The following is a 17,757-nucleotide window of genomic DNA, read 5'->3' on the forward strand; positions in this document are numbered from 1 at the left end:
TACAAGCCATTATGAATAATAACTTAGAAAAAGTTAAATTATTAGTTAGGAATGGTGTTAGTATAAATTATGTAATTAAAGATGGTTTCACTATTTTGATGTTAGCTATCAAAAATAATGATTTAGAGATAGTCAAGTATTTAATAGATAATAATGAAATCTTTATCAAGTAAATGAATATGGATATAATGTTTTAATGTTAGTCGTTTGAAATAATCATTTGGAAGTCTTTAATTTTTTTAATGAAAAATACTAACGATATTTTAGATGAAGAAATTTTAGAACAAAATAAAGACAAATTACCAACATATGAAGAAGCAATTAAATTTCAACAAAAAATTAATAAATCTGATTTTTTAAAGATGAAATAGATTTGCAAAAGCAATTATCAACGATAAAAATTTAATTCTTTTTATGATAATAATAATTTTATTAAAATATTAAAATAAACATTAATATTTTAATTTTAAAAAATGTATTTTTACCTATAGCTAACTAAAGTAATATTTACTCATAAATAATGTAAAATAATAATATGTAATTTAAACAGTTTTTGAATTTAAAAGTACAATTCAGCAATAATTAAAATAGATTAGGAAGATTAAATTATGCCAAAACCATACAGTGAAGACTTACGAAGAAAAGTAATAGAAGCTTATGAAAGTAAAAATATGAAAATTAAAGAAATTTGTAAAGTGTTCAATATCACTAGAAAGACTTTATTTTTATGAAGAAAAAGAAAAAAAGAAACTGGGCATATAAAACCAATTTTGAATTATCAAAAAGGACATAGCCACAAAATAAAGGATTTAGATGAATTAAAAAATTATTTAGCAGAAAATAAAGATGTTACAGTTCAAAAAGTAATTGATAAATTTGGAAATATGACTAAAGAAACAGTTTATAACTATTTTAAAAAACTAAATTATACATATAAAAAAAACTTTTCTATATGAACAAAGAGATAAAAATAAACAAGAAGATTTTTTAAAAGAAATAGCTAAAATAATGAATGAAGATTTAGTATATATTGATGAATCTGGAATTGATGATAATGAATTTTATAAATATGGTTGATCTGAAAAAGGTAAAAGATTATTTGATAATAAACCCGCATATAAAATAAAGAGAATGAGTATAATTGGTTCACTAAATAAAGGTAAATTAAAAGCCTTATGAGCATTTGAAGGACATTGCAATAGTAAAATTTTTGAATCATATGTTAAAAATAAACTAATTCCAGTATTAAAGCGTGGACAAATTATAGTTTTAGATAATGCAACGTTTCATAAATCTAAATTAACACAACAATTAATTGAAAATGCTGGATGCAAACTATTATTTCTTCCGCCATATTCTCCTAATTTAAATCCAATTGAACATTTTTGATTTGCTATAAAACATAATATAAGAAAAATATTACCAAATTATTGACCAAATATTAAAAAAGCTATTGATTTTGTTTTTCAAGATATGAGTAAACATTACTTTAGTTAGCTATATATGAATTTCCTTTTGCTTTTTATAAAAAAATAAGTTACAATTCTTAGTGAATATTTAATTATTATTTAGTTTAAGGAGAATAACAATCAAATGCGTAAATTAATCACTTTATTTTCAACACTTAGTTTACTTTCTTCTTCTGTGAGTACTATTGTGGCTTGTGGTACTGGAGATGGTTCAAACATTGAAACAAATTTTAAAAACGAGCCATCAAACAAAGATGGTGATCCGTTAGTTGATTATGTTTATAATAAATACTATCAATATGATACTAAACTTTTATATAAACCACTTACTGCATTTATGCAACTAGCAGCAGACAAAATTAGAATTGATCATAATGCATTAGAAATTACAGATGCTGCTAGGGATTTTTATAATAGTGATCAATATAAATCAGGTAATTATGAGAGTATTAATTATAATGTTAATAATGATCCAGATAAAGTAATGAATGAACCATTTAGTTGTAAAGATGCAAATGGAAGTCTTTTAGTTTTTGGTTTAACTGATAATGATATATCTAAACAGCAATATTATGGTTATTGATATGTTACATATGAAACAGCAACAGAAGCAGAAAATCCTTCAAAAGTTGCTAAAACTAGTATTGTTTCACCAAAAATTACTGACTTTAAAGATGATAAAAATAAAACCATTATTAAAAAAGGTTGAATTCATTTATTCTTTATAATGAAAGATTCAAAAATGAACAAGACTTTTAAAATTGATTTTAATATTCAAATTGATGTAATTTTTAGTTTATGAGTTGATAAAAATAAAAAAGAAATAGTTGTTATTAATCCAAATACTATTGATAAAGTTTTGGGTGATGTTGATTTTCGTAACCCAGATGAAGTGGTTCATGAAAGAATAAATAACATGGCTTTTTCAGAATTATAATGATAAATATTAAAATTGTTTGTATTGGCCAGTTGTCACAAACATATTGAAAATCAGCTGCCAAAGATTATTTAGAACGAATTAAAAAACGAACTAATATTGAAACAAAAAATATTATCGAGTCTAAATTAAATTCAATTCCTAATAATATTAAAATTGAAACTAATAAAATCACTGAATACATATCAAAGAATAATGATTATCAATGATTTTTATTAGATTTATCAGGACAATTAATAAGTAGCGAACAATTATCACAGATGATTAATAAAAATCAAATTTATCAACAAGGTAAAATTGGTTTTATTATTGGTGGTAGTAATGGTGTAGCACAAATATTAAAAGACAATATTAATTTAATTAAAATTTCCTTTGGTAAAATAACATTACCTCATCAATTATGTTATGTTGTTTTATTAGAGCAAATATATCGTTCATTACAAATACTTAATAATCAAAGTTATCATAAGTAGTAGGTGAAAGAAATGTATAATAAAACTTTATTTGTTGATTCCTCATGATTAGACTTTTTTCAACAAGAATATAAACAAGCATATTTTACTAAATTATTAGAAGATATTAAAAAAGAATATCAGACTTATCTTTGTTATCCTCAATGAGAAGAAATATTTCAAGCTTTTAAAATAACTCCTTTATCAAAGGTTAAAGTAATAATATTAGGTCAAGATCCTTATCATCAGCCAAATCAAGCTCATGGCTTAGCATTTAGTGTTAAAACAAATACTCCATTACCACCAAGTTTAAAAAACATTTTTCAAGAACTAAAAAATGATTTAAATGTTGAAAAAGATAATGATGGTAATTTAACAACTTGAGCTAAACAGGGAGTTTTGCTTTTAAATACAACTTTAACTGTCAGACAAAGTCAACCTAATAGTCATTTACAATATCAATGAGTAACTTTTACTGATCATGTTTTATCATTTTTAAATTTAAACTGTACTAATCTTGTTTTTATTTTATGAGGTAAAAATGCAAGAAATAAAAAAATGTTAATTGACACAGAAAAACATTTTATTATTGAGAGTGCACATCCTTCACCTTTAAGTGCTTATAATGGTTTTTTTAATTCAAGACCATTTAGCAAAACTAATAATTGATTGATTTCAAAAAATAAAACTCCCATTAAGTGATAAAAATAAAAAAATACTAATTTTATTATATGTATTTAAGCAAACAATGTTATGATATATTTGTTAAAATTAATATAGTTTTAAAGAATATTTCGGGAATGGTGGTTATTTAAATGCCCAATAATTTAATATTTAATCACATATTTTCTCAACGATATGATTTAAATACCTTAAATTTATTTAGTAGATCTACAGCTATTTATTTAATTATTACTTTAAGTAGCATAATGTTAGCATATATTTTAATGAATAGTTTTTGAAAATGATTTCGTAAAGATAAATATAAAGGTGTTCGTTTTACTACTAAAAATATTGCTTATATAACAATGTTATCTTCGGTATCAGTTGTGGCAACTATTATTGTTTCTATTACGATACCCATTACAGTATTACCACCAATTAGAATTGCTTTTGAGGGTTTAATGATTAAAATAACCGGTTATATGTTTGGTCCAATTATAGGTATTATTTGTGCTGCAGTAACAGATATTTTAGTAATGTTATTTGTTCCTTCATATATTAGCATTTATTATATGTTTTGTATTATTTTTACTGGTTTTTTGGCAGGAATTGCTGGAATATTTAAAGTAAAATTAAAAGATTATCCATGAGTTATTTTTGCTTTAATTAATTTTTTTATTATTTTCTTTGCTGGTGGTGGCATGTATATTGTTATTTCAGGTAAGCAATCATCATATTCTATGTCAGGAATTATTTTTAATAAATATGTTCTGGCTAGTATTATGGGTGGTGGTGGCATTATTGGCCTATTAAGTATTTATAGTGTTTTATTTTATTATTTATTGAAAAAAGAAATTTATAGAATTAAAGAAATTTTACCAATTATTTTATTAGCGGTAGTAGCCGAGTATGTAACAACAGTGCTTATAGCCTCCTATGCTGATATGACTTTATTTGATCCTAATGCCAAGGATTATGGAGTAACAGCAATTATGAGAATTGTGCAAGCGCCTCTTAAAATTATAATTAATTCAATTATAATTTATGTGACTTGAAGAACTGTTAATCCTTTAATTAATATTGATAATAATAATTATTAAATAAAGGATTTTAAAAATATGAATGAAGAATTTTTTAAAAAAATATCTAAATATTCAAATAAAGATTGTTTAAAAAAATTAAAAATTATTACTCCAAAGTATTTAAACAATAATATTAAGTATATTCATGTAACTGGAACAAACGGTAAAGGTTCAGTATCGCGTTTAATTTTTGCTATATTATCACAAACCTTAAAACAAAAAATTGGTTTGTTTACTTCTCCCCATATTGAGTTTGTTAATGAACGAATTATTGTTAATGATAGAATGATTAGTAATCAAGATTTAGTTCGTATTAGAGACTTGATTTCTGATGATATTGAATATTATCAATTAGGTTTTTTTGCTATTTTAACTTTAATTGCATTAATTTATTTTCAAGAACAAAATGTACAATGAGCAATAATTGAAGTTGGGATTGGTGGAAAAATTGATCCTACAAATATCATTGATGCAACATATGCTATTATCACTTCAATTGGTAAAGATCATCAAGATAGACTTGGTAAAACTACATCTGAAATATTACATCAAAAATTGGGAATAGTAAAACCAACGACAAAAAATCTTTTTATTTCAGGTAATTTAAATAATAAATTAAAAAAGCAAATCGATATGGAAGGTTATAAACCTATATATTCTCCAAGATTAATCAATCAATCATACTATCAAGAAAATAAAAAATTAGTTTTAACAGTAATTTCAAAAACATTTTTAGAAATTAATATTAAACAAGCTTTAAAAATCATTAATGATACTAATATTAGATTGCGATTTGAGAAATATCAAATTAATGATAAAACTATTTATTTTGATGCTGCTCATAATATTGATGGTATTAAAGCATTAATTAAAACGCTAAAAATTAATAAAATTATTCCTCAACAAATTATATTTTCTTGTTTAAAAAATAAATATCCACAAAAATTAATTAGTTGTTTAAAAAAAGTCTCAGATAATATTATTATTTGTAGTAATAGTAATTTAAATAGTATTACTGGTGAATTTTTTGATAATCAAAAAATGATTAAATGTAGCCCTCATAAAATAATTTTAATTACGGGTTCTTGTTATTTTTTAGCAGATGTTTATAATTATTTAAGAACAAAGAAAATAATTATGATAAAAAAGGGTGGTAATTAAATGAATGTATTGTTATTGAATATAATTGGTGGAGTGTTAATTTTAATTACTTTTTTATTAATCACAGTTTTTGATTATAAAGATAATAAAAAAAAGATAAAGCAAATAAAATTTATTTGCTTAAGTGGAATAATGTTAGCATTAGCTGTTTCTTTAAATACAACAGGTGCTTTAATGTTAAAAAGTTTACCATTTTCTAAATATTTTGAAATTAAATTGGGTAATTTTATATTAGTTTTAATAGGTTTCTTTTGTGGTGGAATATTAGGTTTTCTTAGTGGTATTGCCAGTGATTTTTTAGGTTTATTATTTAGTACTGGTGGTGCATCACCATGTTTATTTTTTACTTTTACTAGTATTTTATGATGTATATTACCTTACTATTTAGTATTAAATTTTAGTAAAATTTATTATAGTAAAAAGACATTTTATTGATATTTGCCAATTGCTTATGCTATTACTTCATTAATTATTACTGGTACTGATCCTATTGCATTAAAAATATTATTTCCTGAATTACCACCTTTATGATTAATGTATTTTCCATTAAGAGTTATAAAATATCCTATTGATTTAACGGTTAATGTTTTTTTAATTGTTACTTGTTATTCTGCATTAAAGAAAACTTTAAATTTAGAAAATCAATTTAAAAAATATTATTTTGCTACAGATCCGCAATCTTTACAATATAATAGAGTACCTGAAGAATAAACCAAAAAATAATTATTTAATTAAAATTTCTGATATTTTTTGTAACATTTTTAAATTTATCTTTTTATTGAGAATATATTAAATTAATAGTAATTTTTTAATATTACTATTTTAATTTTAATAGCATGTTTATTTTTATTGATATAGATCATGTAAAATGATTATATTAAAATATTAAAGATTAGGTGGTAAAGATATAGCTAACTAAAGTAATGTTTACTCATATCTTGAAAAACAAAATCAATCGCTTTTTTAATATTTGGTCAATAATTTGGTAATATTTTTCTTATATTATGTTTTATAGCAAATCAAAAATGTTCAATTGGATTTAAATTAGGAGAATATGGCGGAAGAAATAATAGTTTGCATCCAGCATTTTCAATTAATTGTTGTGTTAATTTAGATTTATGAAACGTTGCATTATCTAAAACTATAATTTGTCCACGCTTTAATACTGGAATTAGTTTATTTTTAACATATGATTCAAAAATTTTACTATTGCAATGTCCTTCAAATGCTCATAAGGCTTTTAATTTACCTTTATTTAGTGAACCAATTATACTCATTCTCTTTATTTTATATGCGGGTTTATTATCAAATAATCTTTTACCTTTTTCAGATCAACCATATTTATAAAATTCATTATCATCAATTCCAGATTCATCAATATATACTAAATCTTCATTCATTATTTTAGCTATTTCTTTTAAAAAATCTTCTTGTTTATTTTTATCTCTTTGTTCATATAGAAAAGTTTTTTTTATATGTATAATTTAGTTTTTTAAAATAGTTATAAACTGTTTCTTTAGTCATATTTCCAAATTTATCAATTACTTTTTGAACTGTAACATCTTTATTTTCTGCTAAATAATTTTTTAATTCATCTAAATCCTTTATTTTGTGGCTATGTCCTTTTTGATAATTCAAAATTGGTTTTATATGCCCAGTTTCTTTTTTTCTTTTTCTTCATAAAAATAAAGTCTTTCTAGTGATATTGAACACTTTACAAATTTCTTTAATTTTCATATTTTTACTTTCATAAGCTTCTATTACTTTTCTTCGTAAGTCTTCACTGTATGGTTTTGGCATAATTTAATCTTCCTAATCTATTTTAATTATTGCTGAATTGTACTTTTAAATTCAAAAACTGTTTAAATTACATATTATTATTTTACATTATTTATGAGTAAATATTACTTTAGTTAGCTATATATGAAGAAATTACTAAGTAGCCTAGCAATAGTAACTTTAATTGGAGTAACAAGTATAAGTGTCGTCACTTGTGGTGGAGAAAGGATTGCACCGGTTAGAAAAACTGATTTAAATAGTTTACAACAGCTAATGTTAGTATAAAAATTGGTTCTATTGATAAAGTTAATGATTTTAAAATAGTATTGATTTCTCAATTAAAGCTACAATCAGGATTTAGCAATTTAGAAATAAGTTATGTTGATATTACTAAATATGATGGTAGCTCTTTACAAGAAAGTGATATTGTAGAAGGGATATTAAATACTAAAGTAAGTGCTAAAGAAAACTCACAAAACTTTACTGGTGAAAAAACTATAAATGTAAATATAGAAATTACAGATACAAGAACTGATTTAAATATGGTTATTACCGAAAAGGAATTAGGTATTATTTATATTGGTCAATTAGATAAACCAAATAAATCTGAAATTTTTAAAATTATTAAAGACAAAAATAATAAAGCAATTGTTCTAACTGAAGATGACTTTTATATTAAACAAATTATTAGTACTACAGAAATTATTATTAATGGTAAAGGTAACTATAAAAATGAAGTTACTTTAAAATGTAATATTACTAATTTTAAAAAAGTATCTGGTTGAAAAGATACTAATGGTGAAGTTCATGCTGTAGTAAATATTAATGGTGTGCTTTATGTGGGAACATCAATTTTTGGTAAAGGAAATTTATATAAAAGTAATAGTGATGGCAAATTTCTACTTGAAAAAATACTAATGGTGAAGTTTGAAGTTTAACAAATATTAATGATACTATTTATAGCTAACTAAAGTAATGTTTACTCATATCTTGAAAAACAAAATCAATCGCTTTTTTAATATTTGGTCAATAATTTGGTAATATTTTTCTTATATTATGTTTTATAGCAAATCAAAAATGTTCAATTGGATTTAAATTAGGAGAATATGGCGGAAGAAATAATAGTTTGCATCCAGCATTTTCAATTAATTGTTGTGTTAATTTAGATTTATGAAACGTTGCATTATCTAAAACTATAATTTGTCCACGCTTTAATACTGGAATTAGTTTATTTTTAACATATGATTCAAAAATTTTACTATTGCAATGTCCTTCAAATGCTCATAAGGCTTTTAATTTACCTTTATTTAGTGAACCAATTATACTCATTCTCTTTATTTTATATGCGGGTTTATTATCAAATAATCTTTTACCTTTTTCAGATCAACCATATTTATAAAATTCATTATCATCAATTCCAGATTCATCAATATATACTAAATCTTCATTCATTATTTTAGCTATTTCTTTTAAAAAATCTTCTTGTTTATTTTTATCTCTTTGTTCATATAGAAAAGTTTTTTTTATATGTATAATTTAGTTTTTTAAAATAGTTATAAACTGTTTCTTTAGTCATATTTCCAAATTTATCAATTACTTTTTGAACTGTAACATCTTTATTTTCTGCTAAATAATTTTTTAATTCATCTAAATCCTTTATTTTGTGGCTATGTCCTTTTTGATAATTCAAAATTGGTTTTATATGCCCAGTTTCTTTTTTTCTTTTTCTTCATAAAAATAAAGTCTTTCTAGTGATATTGAACACTTTACAAATTTCTTTAATTTTCATATTTTTACTTTCATAAGCTTCTATTACTTTTCTTCGTAAGTCTTCACTGTATGGTTTTGGCATAATTTAATCTTCCTAATCTATTTTAATTATTGCTGAATTGTACTTTTAAATTCAAAAACTGTTTAAATTACATATTATTATTTTACATTATTTATGAGTAAATATTACTTTAGTTAGCTATATATAGGAACAATAACTTCTGCTAATAAAGGAAATTTATATATAACTGAAAAAAATAAAAACATAAAAATGATATCTATCAAAAATTATGAAATTTCAAATAATTAATACTTTTTTAATTATTAATGATTCTCTTTGTTAAAGAGAGTTTTAAATTTAAAAAATTATTTTGTTACAGATTGATATTCTTTACAGTATAATAGAGTATATGAAAACTAAACTTTATTAAGAAGGGTTAATTAAATGATTAAAATTTATGATAGTTTTTCACAAAGATTGCAACTGCTTGCCCCTAATAAAAAGCAAGTTAATATGTATTTATGTGGTCCTACTGTTTATAACTATATTCATGTTGGCAATATTCGTGGTGTACTTGTTTTTGATGTTTTACATCGTTTGTTAATTCATCAAAATTATAAAATAAATTATGTTCATAATATTACTGATATTGATGATAAAATTATTAAGAAAGCTGCGGATTTAAAAATAACAGAACAGCAAGTTACTGAAAAATATACGTTAGCATATTATGAAGACTTAGAAAAATTAAATATTATTTTTCCTACAAAATTACCAAAAGTAAGTGAATATATTTCAAAGATTATTGAATTTATTAATAAATTAATTATTAAAGATTATGCATATGTTACTGCTGGTGATGTTTATTTTAAAGTTAATAAGTTAAAAGATTATGGAAGTTTGGCACATAAAAATATTGAAGATTTAATTCCAAATTTTAGAATTAAAAATTTAGTTACTAAAGAAAATAATCTAGATTTTGCTTTGTGAAAATCAACAACAATAGGTATTAGTTGAAATAGTCCGTGAGGAAAAGGAAGACCTGGTTGACATACTGAGTGTGCTTGTTTTGTTGAGAATTTATTTAATGGTCAAACTATTGATTTACATGGTGGTGGTCTTGATTTAAAATTTCCTCATCATGAAAATGAACGAGCTCAATTTGTTGCAGCTAATAATAAAAAAATGTCAAATATTTGATGACATAATGGTCATGTTAATATTGCTAATGAAAAAATGTCAAAATCTTTAAATAATTTTATTTTGGTTAAAGAATTTTGTCAGCAATATCATCCGAATGTATTGCGATATTTAATATTAAATCGTGATCATCAACAACCAATTGATTTTAATAAGGAAACAATTGAAAATGGATTAGTGTCAACAAAAAAATATGAAAATGTTTTAAAACAATGAATATATCAAATATTTATTAACAATATAATATGTAATAATAATCATCATTCAATTTATTATCAACAAATTATTAAAAATTTATCAAATAATATTGATACAACTAATACTATTACTTTAATTGAAAATATGATTAAAAAATTAAATGAAGCACTTATTAAAAAAAATTTTAATGAAGAATTTCAAGAAATTTTTTATACTTTTACCTTTGCTTTAAAAATATTAGGATTTGATTTTAAAGTTGGTAATTATTCTGAAAAAATTAAAAATAAAATTAAAATATGAGAACAACTAAAAAAGGAAAAACAATACCAAGAAGCTGATAAAATTCGTCAAGAATTAAAAGATTTGAATATTATTTAAAGGAGCAAAATTATGGCATTACAATATATTTATGGTTATCACCCTATTATTGCTGCATTATCAACATCATCATTAATAAAAATTAAAAAAGTTTTTTTAGTTCAAGATAAGTACCAAGAATTGAAAAAAGATTTAAAAAGTGTAAATATTCCTTATGAAATTATTAGTTTACAAGCAATGAATAATTTATTAGGTACTACTAAACATCAAAATATTGCTGCTAATGTTAAAGACTATCAATATTTTTCTTTTGATGAATTAATTAATATTGGTTCAACATCTAAATTTTTAAGAATTTTAATTTTAGATCGTATTTCTGATCCACATAATTTTGGTTCAATGTTAAGAATTGCAGCGGGTAATGACTTTGATGGTGTAATTGTTTTAAATCGTAATCAATCTGAAATAAATGGTGCAGTTGCAAAGGCTGCAGCCGGTGCTCTAAGTATTATTCCGGTTTGTCAAGTTAATAATTTAACTTCCGCAATTAATAATTTACAAGAAAAATATAAATTTTGAATTTTGGCTGCTGCTAAAACAGCAAAAGCAATTGATTATTTTACTATTGATTGTAGTAGCAACTTAGCATTAATTATTGGTAATGAAGGTGAAGGGATAAGTCCAAAGTTATTAAAACATACCGATTATATTGTTCAAATACCAATAAGTCCAAAAATAGAATCATTTAATGCTAGCGTTGCTTGTGGTATTATTGCAAACTATATTTACGTTGAAACGTTAAAATTATCGTAATATATTTTTTGATAATATTTAAATTTATGAAAAAATAAAATATTATTTTTTTAAAAAGATACTTTTATATTTTAGGTGTAAATGTTTTTTCTTTATTTATTAGATTTGGTTCTGAAAATTTTCATTTTTTTTCTTTTAAATTTTTGCATATATTTATTTGATCAATTAAATGGTTTTCTAATTCTTTACAATTGTTTTTAATATTTGTATAGTCAGAATTTATCTTATTTATTTTATTATTAATACATTTGTTTTGGACGGTTGTCAAATTTACGAAATAATTAATTATCATATTAGTAACTTATTTCCAAAAATGAATTATTTGAAAAATAATGAAAAATTAGACAAAATTACTCTCTTTTTTACCCTTAAATTTAAATTTATATTCGACGTATTTAAAAAAATATACATTTAAAAAAAATAAAAATTATTCTCAAAGTTATTAAGGAAAAAGGCAAGAAATAATCTTGTCTTTTTTTTGTAATTATAAAATTTTAAAATTTTTAATAACCCTCTTTAATACTATTATCAACACGTGTTAAGGAATTAAAAAAGTGAACCATAACACAGTTGTTCAAAATAGTGGCTAGCATGTGGACTTGCATGAATAAATAATAAGTGGAGTGATACCTAATAAAATATACTAACCATTTAATGGTAATTCTTGGGGTGGGAGCGAATTGGAAACTAGTATATATAGACCTGTTGTAGGGACCTATTATATTAATTCTATTCTTTATTTAACCAACCTTGCCACTCTCCAGTGAGCAAGTGTTGGTTTTATTTTTTATTTTTTTTGAAAAAATTTTTGGGCGAGAAAATAAATTTAAAACTTGTAAAAAAAATTGAGCGGTGCCGGTTCAATTAAAATATTAATTTGTTTAACACAAATTAAATAAATATTGAATCGAATGCCTCAATGTTTTTTAAAATTTCACAATTTATTTTTGAGCCCAGAATTGATGGAATGAATAAAACTAATAATAGTAGTATTAATAATCTAAAAAACAAAATATATGTTCTTTATGCTAAAAGCAACAGAACATATTAGGAAAGGATTATTATGACAATAGAAATTCTTGATTATGAAGCACTAAGAAAGATTGATAAAAAAATTAAAAAAAGAAGAAAAAGATGTGTTGAATGTAATGAATTATATGAAGATGACAAAATCCAAATGCTTTATCGCTTTAAAACAGAATTAGAAGCAGAACAACATGATATTAGAAAATTTGAAGATGATTATGATATTGATGAACATTTGGATTATACAAAACCATTTGGATATGTTTGTGATTGATGTAGAAGTGATTAATTATGCAAATAGAATTTAAAAAAGAACAAATTGTAAAAGATAAACTACAATCTATTCTTATTGATTATGTTGAATATAAATTATTGCTTCCAAAATGAATGATTAAAAATAATTCTTTTATTGTTGATAACAGTTATACATATTGAGTTTTTAATTTAGAAAATATTAAAAGAGAATTAAGTGGTAATGAATTAATAAAATTATTAGAACCATATATTAAAGACCAAAAAATAACTGTTAATAAACCAATTGCTCCAAAAAAATATTATCTTAATGATATAAAACTTGAACCATTAACATTTTATGAACAGCATAATAGTTGATTGGACGTATTTCAAATGTGGATATAATTTAATTTTCTTTAAATAAAAGATAAAATAAATTATTTAAATAAAAAACATTTTCGTCATATTCTTAGAACCTGTTTAGAATCTTTTTAATAAAACTGAAATAAAGGAAAGAACAACCATTTGTAAACTAGTATTTAGTTTTCTTTCACAATTTTTTCATAATCTTCTGTATTTTTCTAATCAAGCAAAGCTTCGTTCTACAATTCATCTTTTTGGTAATACTACAAAAGTATGTAGTTCATTGCGTTTTATAATTTCAACATTTGCATTTATGATCGTTTTGATTTCAGAAGCAAATTTTTCACCAGTATAACCAGCATCTACTATTATTTTTTGAACTGCAGAAAGATTTTCTTTTTCATTTTCAATCATTATTATAGCGCTATTACGATCTGTTTTTTCTGCTGTGGTTATGTAAATTGCATGTGGTAAACCTTGAGAATCAACAATAATATGACGCTTTATTCCTGAAATCTTTTTACCAGCATCATAACCTTTATTTTCAGTAGTATCTGTATTTTTAACACTTTGCGAATCAATTATACAAAAACTAGTTTGTTCTTTGCGATTATTGTTGATACGAACTTTTTTAACCAATTTTTTTTAAAATTAATTGCCATACACTAGCTTCTTTACCGTTATTTTTACTTCAAATTTGAAAATAATAATATACAGTTTGTCATTTTGGAAAATTTTTTGGTAGCATTCTTCATTGACAACCACTTTTTAATACATATAAAATTGCACAAAATACTTCATATAAATCTAAACTTCTTGGTTTTGTTTTCTTTTTGCTATTTTCTAAAATTGATTTTATGTTCTCAAATTGTTCTTTGGTGACATGACTTGGATAATTTTTATGCATAATATATACCTCTGATTTTAAAATATATAGCTAACTAAAGTAATGTTTACTCATATCTTGAAAAACAAAATCAATCGCTTTTTTAATATTTGGTCAATAATTTGGTAATATTTTTCTTATATTATGTTTTATAGCAAATCAAAAATGTTCAATTGGATTTAAATTAGGAGAATATGGCGGAAGAAATAATAGTTTGCATCCAGCATTTTCAATTAATTGTTGTGTTAATTTAGATTTATGAAACGTTGCATTATCTAAAACTATAATTTGTCCACGCTTTAATACTGGAATTAGTTTATTTTTAACATATGATTCAAAAATTTTACTATTGCAATGTCCTTCAAATGCTCATAAGGCTTTTAATTTACCTTTATTTAGTGAACCAATTATACTCATTCTCTTTATTTTATATGCGGGTTTATTATCAAATAATCTTTTACCTTTTTCAGATCAACCATATTTATAAAATTCATTATCATCAATTCCAGATTCATCAATATATACTAAATCTTCATTCATTATTTTAGCTATTTCTTTTAAAAAATCTTCTTGTTTATTTTTATCTCTTTGTTCATATAGAAAAGTTTTTTTTATATGTATAATTTAGTTTTTTAAAATAGTTATAAACTGTTTCTTTAGTCATATTTCCAAATTTATCAATTACTTTTTGAACTGTAACATCTTTATTATCTGCTAAATAATTTTTTAATTCATCTAAATCCTTTATTTTGTGGCTATGTCCTTTTTGATAATTCAAAATTGGTTTTATATGCCCAGTTTCTTTTTTTCTTTTTCTTCATAAAAATAAAGTCTTTCTAGTGATATTGAACACTTTACAAATTTCTTTAATTTTCATATTTTTACTTTCATAAGCTTCTATTACTTTTCTTCGTAAGTCTTCACTGTATGGTTTTGGCATAATTTAATCTTCCTAATCTATTTTAATTATTGCTGAATTGTACTTTTAAATTCAAAAACTGTTTAAATTACATATTATTATTTTACATTATTTATGAGTAAATATTACTTTAGTTAGCTATATAATCATTTTACATTATTTTCGAAAAGATTCTAAACAGGTTCTTAGATTATGCATATTTAGTTGTTTAGCAATAATAACGATTATTTTAATGAGTACTTTCCCTTCAATATTTTTAAGATAAAATATTTTATATAGATATAGCTAACTAAAGTAATGTTTACTCATATCTTGAAAAACAAAATCAATCGCTTTTTTAATATTTGGTCAATAATTTGGTAATATTTTTCTTATATTATGTTTTATAGCAAATCAAAAATGTTCAATTGGATTTAAATTAGGAGAATATGGCGGAAGAAATAATAGTTTGCATCCAGCATTTTCAATTAATTGTTGTGGATGGGTTACACTTTATTGGACACTAATTACGTAGACAAGTGAACAAATTAGTTGAAAGAAAGGAACTATAATTATGGCCAATATTAATTCATATACCGATGAATTTAAAAAACAAATAGTAGCTTTATATCAAAGCGGCAAATCAGTATCTTACCTTGCTAAAGAATATAATGTTACAAGAGCAGCTACTTATAATTGAATTAAGCAATTTACTAATTCAGGTAGTTTTAAAGCTAAAGATAATCGTTCTGTTGAAGAAAATGAATTAATTAAATTAAGAAAAGAATTAAAACAATTACGAATGGAAAATGATATTTTAAAGCAAGCAGCACTAATAATAGGCAGAAAATAGAAATTATTACAAACAATAAGTTTAAATATAAAATTCGCACAATGTGTCATTTTTTAAAAATTTCTAAATCAACATATTATTTTAATTTAAAGAAAAAAGAAAATAAAATTCAAAATAATATTTATGATGAAGCTATTATTAGTGCTTTTAAAGAAAATAAATGTGTTTATGGAACAAGAAGATTAAAAGTAATATTAGAAAACCAAGAAATTTATTTATCAAGACGAAAAATTAAAGAAATTATGAATAAGCATAATTTAATATCAAAATACACTAAATTATCATTCAAAAATCATAATAACAAAGTAAATGATGAAAAAATCACTAATCTTGTGAATAGAAACTTTAATAATAGGCTTAAAAATGAAGTTATTGTCAGTGATTTAACTTATGTTCAAGTTAATGGTAAATGAAACTATATTTGCTTATTAATTGACCTATTTAACCGCGAAATTATTGGACATAGTGTAGGTACTAGAAAAGATGCCTTATTAGTACATCAAGCATTTATGCAATCAAATCGCTGTTTAAAAGATATTCAAATATTTCATAGTGATTGTGGTAATGAATTTAATAATAAAATTATTGATAAACTTTTACTAGCATTCAATATTACTCGCTCTTTAAGCAAAAAAGGTTGTCCTTATGACAATGCTGTTGCTGAAGCAACTTTTAAAACTTTCAAAACTGAATTTATTAATGATAAAAATTTTAGATCATTAATCCAATTAAAATTAGAATTATTTGATTACATCAATTGATACAACAACATAAGAATCCACAGCACTTTAAACTACTTAACTCCAGTTAATTATCAAAAACAAATGTCTACCAAAAAATAGTCCTAAAAAGTGTTGCCATTCCAGTTGTGTTAATTTAGATTTATGAAACGTTGCATTATCTAAAACTATAATTTGTCCACGCTTTAATACTGGAATTAGTTTATTTTTAACATATGATTCAAAAATTTTACTATTGCAATGTCCTTCAAATGCTCATAAGGCTTTTAATTTACCTTTATTTAGTGAACCAATTATACTCATTCTCTTTATTTTATATGCGGGTTTATTATCAAATAATCTTTTACCTTTTTCAGATCAACCATATTTATAAAATTCATTATCATCAATTCCAGATTCATCAATATATACTAAATCTTCATTCATTATTTTAGCTATTTCTTTTAAAAAATCTTCTTGTTTATTTTTATCTCTTTGTTCATATAGAAAAGTTTTTTTTATATGTATAATTTAGTTTTTTAAAATAGTTATAAACTGTTTCTTTAGTCATATTTCCAAATTTATCAATTACTTTTTGAACTGTAACATCTTTATTTTCTGCTAAATAATTTTTTAATTCATCTAAATCCTTTATTTTGTGGCTATGTCCTTTTTGATAATTCAAAATTGGTTTTATATGCCCAGTTTCTTTTTTTCTTTTTCTTCATAAAAATAAAGTCTTTCTAGTGATATTGAACACTTTACAAATTTCTTTAATTTTCATATTTTTACTTTCATAAGCTTCTATTACTTTTCTTCGTAAGTCTTCACTGTATGGTTTTGGCATAATTTAATCTTCCTAATCTATTTTAATTATTGCTGAATTGTACTTTTAAATTCAAAAACTGTTTAAATTACATATTATTATTTTACAT

The 17,757-nt window shown here is 22.7% G+C and carries 26 protein-coding genes; 16 read left to right on the forward strand and 10 right to left on the reverse strand.

Annotated features, from left to right (window positions below):
• Positions 1-8 precede the first annotated feature (8 nt).
• From ACQH26_RS00190 to ACQH26_RS00235, 10 genes are all read left to right on the forward strand, one after another.
• On the forward strand, positions 9-173 hold the full coding sequence (locus tag ACQH26_RS00190) for an ankyrin repeat domain-containing protein (protein ID WP_342219349.1): 165 nt from the start codon (positions 9-11) through the stop codon (positions 171-173).
• Between the two features lie 69 nt (positions 174-242).
• Positions 243-371, forward strand: a complete 129-nt coding sequence (locus ACQH26_RS00195) for a hypothetical protein (protein ID WP_425382497.1) — start codon at positions 243-245, stop codon at positions 369-371.
• A 237-nt stretch (positions 372-608) separates the two neighbouring features.
• Positions 609-968 (forward strand): helix-turn-helix domain-containing protein, encoded by a 360-nt coding sequence (locus ACQH26_RS00200; protein WP_425381863.1) that lies wholly within the window; start codon positions 609-611, stop codon positions 966-968.
• A 40-nt stretch (positions 969-1,008) separates the two neighbouring features.
• Positions 1,009-1,497, forward strand: coding sequence for an IS630 family transposase (locus tag ACQH26_RS00205; RefSeq protein ID WP_425381862.1), 489 nt, complete (start codon positions 1,009-1,011; stop codon positions 1,495-1,497).
• Between the two features lie 96 nt (positions 1,498-1,593).
• Positions 1,594-2,406 carry a hypothetical protein gene (locus ACQH26_RS00210; RefSeq protein ID WP_425382498.1) on the forward strand — a complete coding sequence of 271 codons (813 nt, stop codon included), beginning with the start codon at positions 1,594-1,596 and terminating at the stop codon, positions 2,404-2,406.
• Positions 2,406-2,879: a 23S rRNA (pseudouridine(1915)-N(3))-methyltransferase RlmH gene (locus ACQH26_RS00215; protein ID WP_252320439.1), complete on the forward strand. Its 474-nt coding sequence runs from the start codon at positions 2,406-2,408 to the stop codon at positions 2,877-2,879. The genes ACQH26_RS00210 and ACQH26_RS00215 overlap by 1 nt, the downstream gene beginning before the upstream one ends.
• Before the next feature lie 12 nt (positions 2,880-2,891).
• Positions 2,892-3,563 carry a uracil-DNA glycosylase gene (locus tag ACQH26_RS00220; protein WP_425382499.1) on the forward strand — a complete coding sequence of 224 codons (672 nt, stop codon included), beginning with the start codon at positions 2,892-2,894 and terminating at the stop codon, positions 3,561-3,563.
• A 242-nt stretch (positions 3,564-3,805) separates the two neighbouring features.
• The gene (locus ACQH26_RS00225; protein ID WP_425382500.1) at positions 3,806-4,621 is read left to right on the forward strand and encodes a hypothetical protein; all 816 of its coding nucleotides are present in this window, start codon (positions 3,806-3,808) and stop codon (positions 4,619-4,621) included.
• Positions 4,622-4,639: 18 nt separating this feature from the next.
• Positions 4,640-5,764 carry a bifunctional folylpolyglutamate synthase/dihydrofolate synthase gene (locus ACQH26_RS00230; RefSeq protein WP_425382501.1) on the forward strand — a complete coding sequence of 375 codons (1,125 nt, stop codon included), beginning with the start codon at positions 4,640-4,642 and terminating at the stop codon, positions 5,762-5,764.
• Positions 5,765-6,475, forward strand: a complete 711-nt coding sequence (locus tag ACQH26_RS00235; protein ID WP_425382502.1) for a hypothetical protein — start codon at positions 5,765-5,767, stop codon at positions 6,473-6,475. It abuts the gene before it with no gap.
• Between the two features lie 200 nt (positions 6,476-6,675).
• Here the strand turns inward: ACQH26_RS00235 and ACQH26_RS00240 are convergent, their stop codons facing one another.
• Both ACQH26_RS00240 and ACQH26_RS00245 read right to left on the reverse strand, forming a co-directional pair.
• Positions 6,676-7,164 carry an IS630 family transposase gene (locus ACQH26_RS00240; RefSeq protein WP_425381862.1) on the reverse strand — a complete coding sequence of 163 codons (489 nt, stop codon included), beginning with the start codon at positions 7,162-7,164 and terminating at the stop codon, positions 6,676-6,678.
• Between the two features lie 40 nt (positions 7,165-7,204).
• The gene (locus ACQH26_RS00245) at positions 7,205-7,564 is read right to left on the reverse strand and encodes a helix-turn-helix domain-containing protein (protein ID WP_425381863.1); all 360 of its coding nucleotides are present in this window, start codon (positions 7,562-7,564) and stop codon (positions 7,205-7,207) included.
• Between the two features lie 305 nt (positions 7,565-7,869).
• On the opposite strand from ACQH26_RS00245, the gene ACQH26_RS00250 reads away from it, so the two are divergent.
• A complete protein-coding gene (locus ACQH26_RS00250) occupies positions 7,870-8,481 on the forward strand; it encodes a hypothetical protein (RefSeq protein ID WP_425382503.1) in 612 nt (203 codons plus the stop codon).
• A gap of 25 nt (positions 8,482-8,506) precedes the next feature.
• Here the strand turns inward: ACQH26_RS00250 and ACQH26_RS00255 are convergent, their stop codons facing one another.
• Together ACQH26_RS00255 and ACQH26_RS00260 are read right to left on the reverse strand one after the other, a co-directional pair.
• A complete protein-coding gene (locus tag ACQH26_RS00255; RefSeq protein WP_425381862.1) occupies positions 8,507-8,995 on the reverse strand; it encodes an IS630 family transposase in 489 nt (162 codons plus the stop codon).
• 40 nt (positions 8,996-9,035) lie between these two features.
• The gene (locus ACQH26_RS00260; protein ID WP_425381863.1) at positions 9,036-9,395 is read right to left on the reverse strand and encodes a helix-turn-helix domain-containing protein; all 360 of its coding nucleotides are present in this window, start codon (positions 9,393-9,395) and stop codon (positions 9,036-9,038) included.
• 363 nt (positions 9,396-9,758) lie between these two features.
• Here ACQH26_RS00260 and cysS point away from each other — a divergent pair, with 363 nt between their 5' ends.
• The 4 genes from cysS (at position 9,759) to ACQH26_RS00280 (ending at position 13,508) form a co-directional block, all read left to right on the forward strand.
• Positions 9,759-11,090 carry a cysteine--tRNA ligase gene (cysS, locus tag ACQH26_RS00265; RefSeq protein ID WP_425382504.1) on the forward strand — a complete coding sequence of 444 codons (1,332 nt, stop codon included), beginning with the start codon at positions 9,759-9,761 and terminating at the stop codon, positions 11,088-11,090.
• Positions 11,091-11,102: 12 nt separating this feature from the next.
• Positions 11,103-11,843: a 23S rRNA (guanosine(2251)-2'-O)-methyltransferase RlmB gene (gene rlmB, locus ACQH26_RS00270; RefSeq protein WP_425382505.1), complete on the forward strand. Its 741-nt coding sequence runs from the start codon at positions 11,103-11,105 to the stop codon at positions 11,841-11,843.
• Between the two features lie 1,063 nt (positions 11,844-12,906).
• Positions 12,907-13,158 (forward strand): hypothetical protein, encoded by a 252-nt coding sequence (locus ACQH26_RS00275; RefSeq protein WP_425382506.1) that lies wholly within the window; start codon positions 12,907-12,909, stop codon positions 13,156-13,158.
• A 2-nt stretch (positions 13,159-13,160) separates the two neighbouring features.
• Positions 13,161-13,508, forward strand: a complete 348-nt coding sequence (locus ACQH26_RS00280; protein ID WP_425382507.1) for a hypothetical protein — start codon at positions 13,161-13,163, stop codon at positions 13,506-13,508.
• Between the two features lie 75 nt (positions 13,509-13,583).
• On the opposite strand, the gene ACQH26_RS00285 is transcribed toward ACQH26_RS00280, so the two are convergent.
• From ACQH26_RS00285 to ACQH26_RS00300, 4 genes are all read right to left on the reverse strand, one after another.
• Positions 13,584-14,373, reverse strand: a protein-coding gene (locus ACQH26_RS00285; RefSeq protein WP_425382012.1) for an IS5 family transposase whose coding sequence is annotated in 2 segments (ribosomal slippage) — positions 13,584-14,111 and positions 14,113-14,373 — 789 coding nt in all. Because the reading frame shifts where the segments join, the coding sequence is not laid out codon by codon here.
• Positions 14,374-14,403: 30 nt separating this feature from the next.
• Positions 14,404-14,892 (reverse strand): IS630 family transposase, encoded by a 489-nt coding sequence (locus tag ACQH26_RS00290; protein WP_425381862.1) that lies wholly within the window; start codon positions 14,890-14,892, stop codon positions 14,404-14,406.
• 40 nt (positions 14,893-14,932) lie between these two features.
• Entirely contained in the window at positions 14,933-15,292 is a 360-nt protein-coding gene (locus ACQH26_RS00295; protein WP_425382031.1) for a helix-turn-helix domain-containing protein, read from the reverse strand.
• Positions 15,293-15,556: 264 nt separating this feature from the next.
• Positions 15,557-15,742 carry a transposase gene (locus ACQH26_RS00300; protein WP_425383048.1) on the reverse strand — a complete coding sequence of 62 codons (186 nt, stop codon included), beginning with the start codon at positions 15,740-15,742 and terminating at the stop codon, positions 15,557-15,559.
• A gap of 82 nt (positions 15,743-15,824) precedes the next feature.
• On the opposite strand from ACQH26_RS00300, the gene ACQH26_RS00305 reads away from it, so the two are divergent.
• Positions 15,825-16,945, forward strand: a protein-coding gene (locus tag ACQH26_RS00305; RefSeq protein ID WP_425381867.1) for an IS3 family transposase whose coding sequence is annotated in 2 segments (ribosomal slippage) — positions 15,825-16,095 and positions 16,095-16,945 — 1,122 coding nt in all. Because the reading frame shifts where the segments join, the coding sequence is not laid out codon by codon here.
• Here the strand turns inward: ACQH26_RS00305 and ACQH26_RS00310 are convergent.
• On the reverse strand, positions 16,901-17,269 hold the full coding sequence (locus ACQH26_RS00310; RefSeq protein WP_425382508.1) for a transposase: 369 nt from the start codon (positions 17,267-17,269) through the stop codon (positions 16,901-16,903). The genes ACQH26_RS00305 and ACQH26_RS00310 overlap by 45 nt on opposite strands.
• A gap of 40 nt (positions 17,270-17,309) precedes the next feature.
• On the reverse strand, positions 17,310-17,669 hold the full coding sequence (locus ACQH26_RS00315) for a helix-turn-helix domain-containing protein (protein WP_425381863.1): 360 nt from the start codon (positions 17,667-17,669) through the stop codon (positions 17,310-17,312).
• Positions 17,670-17,757: the final 88 nt, after the last annotated feature.

This window comes from Spiroplasma endosymbiont of Melieria omissa, from assembly GCF_964031175.1.
Taxonomy (GTDB): domain Bacteria; phylum Bacillota_I; class Bacilli_A; order Mycoplasmatales; family VBWQ01; genus Spiroplasma_E; species Spiroplasma_E ixodetis_A.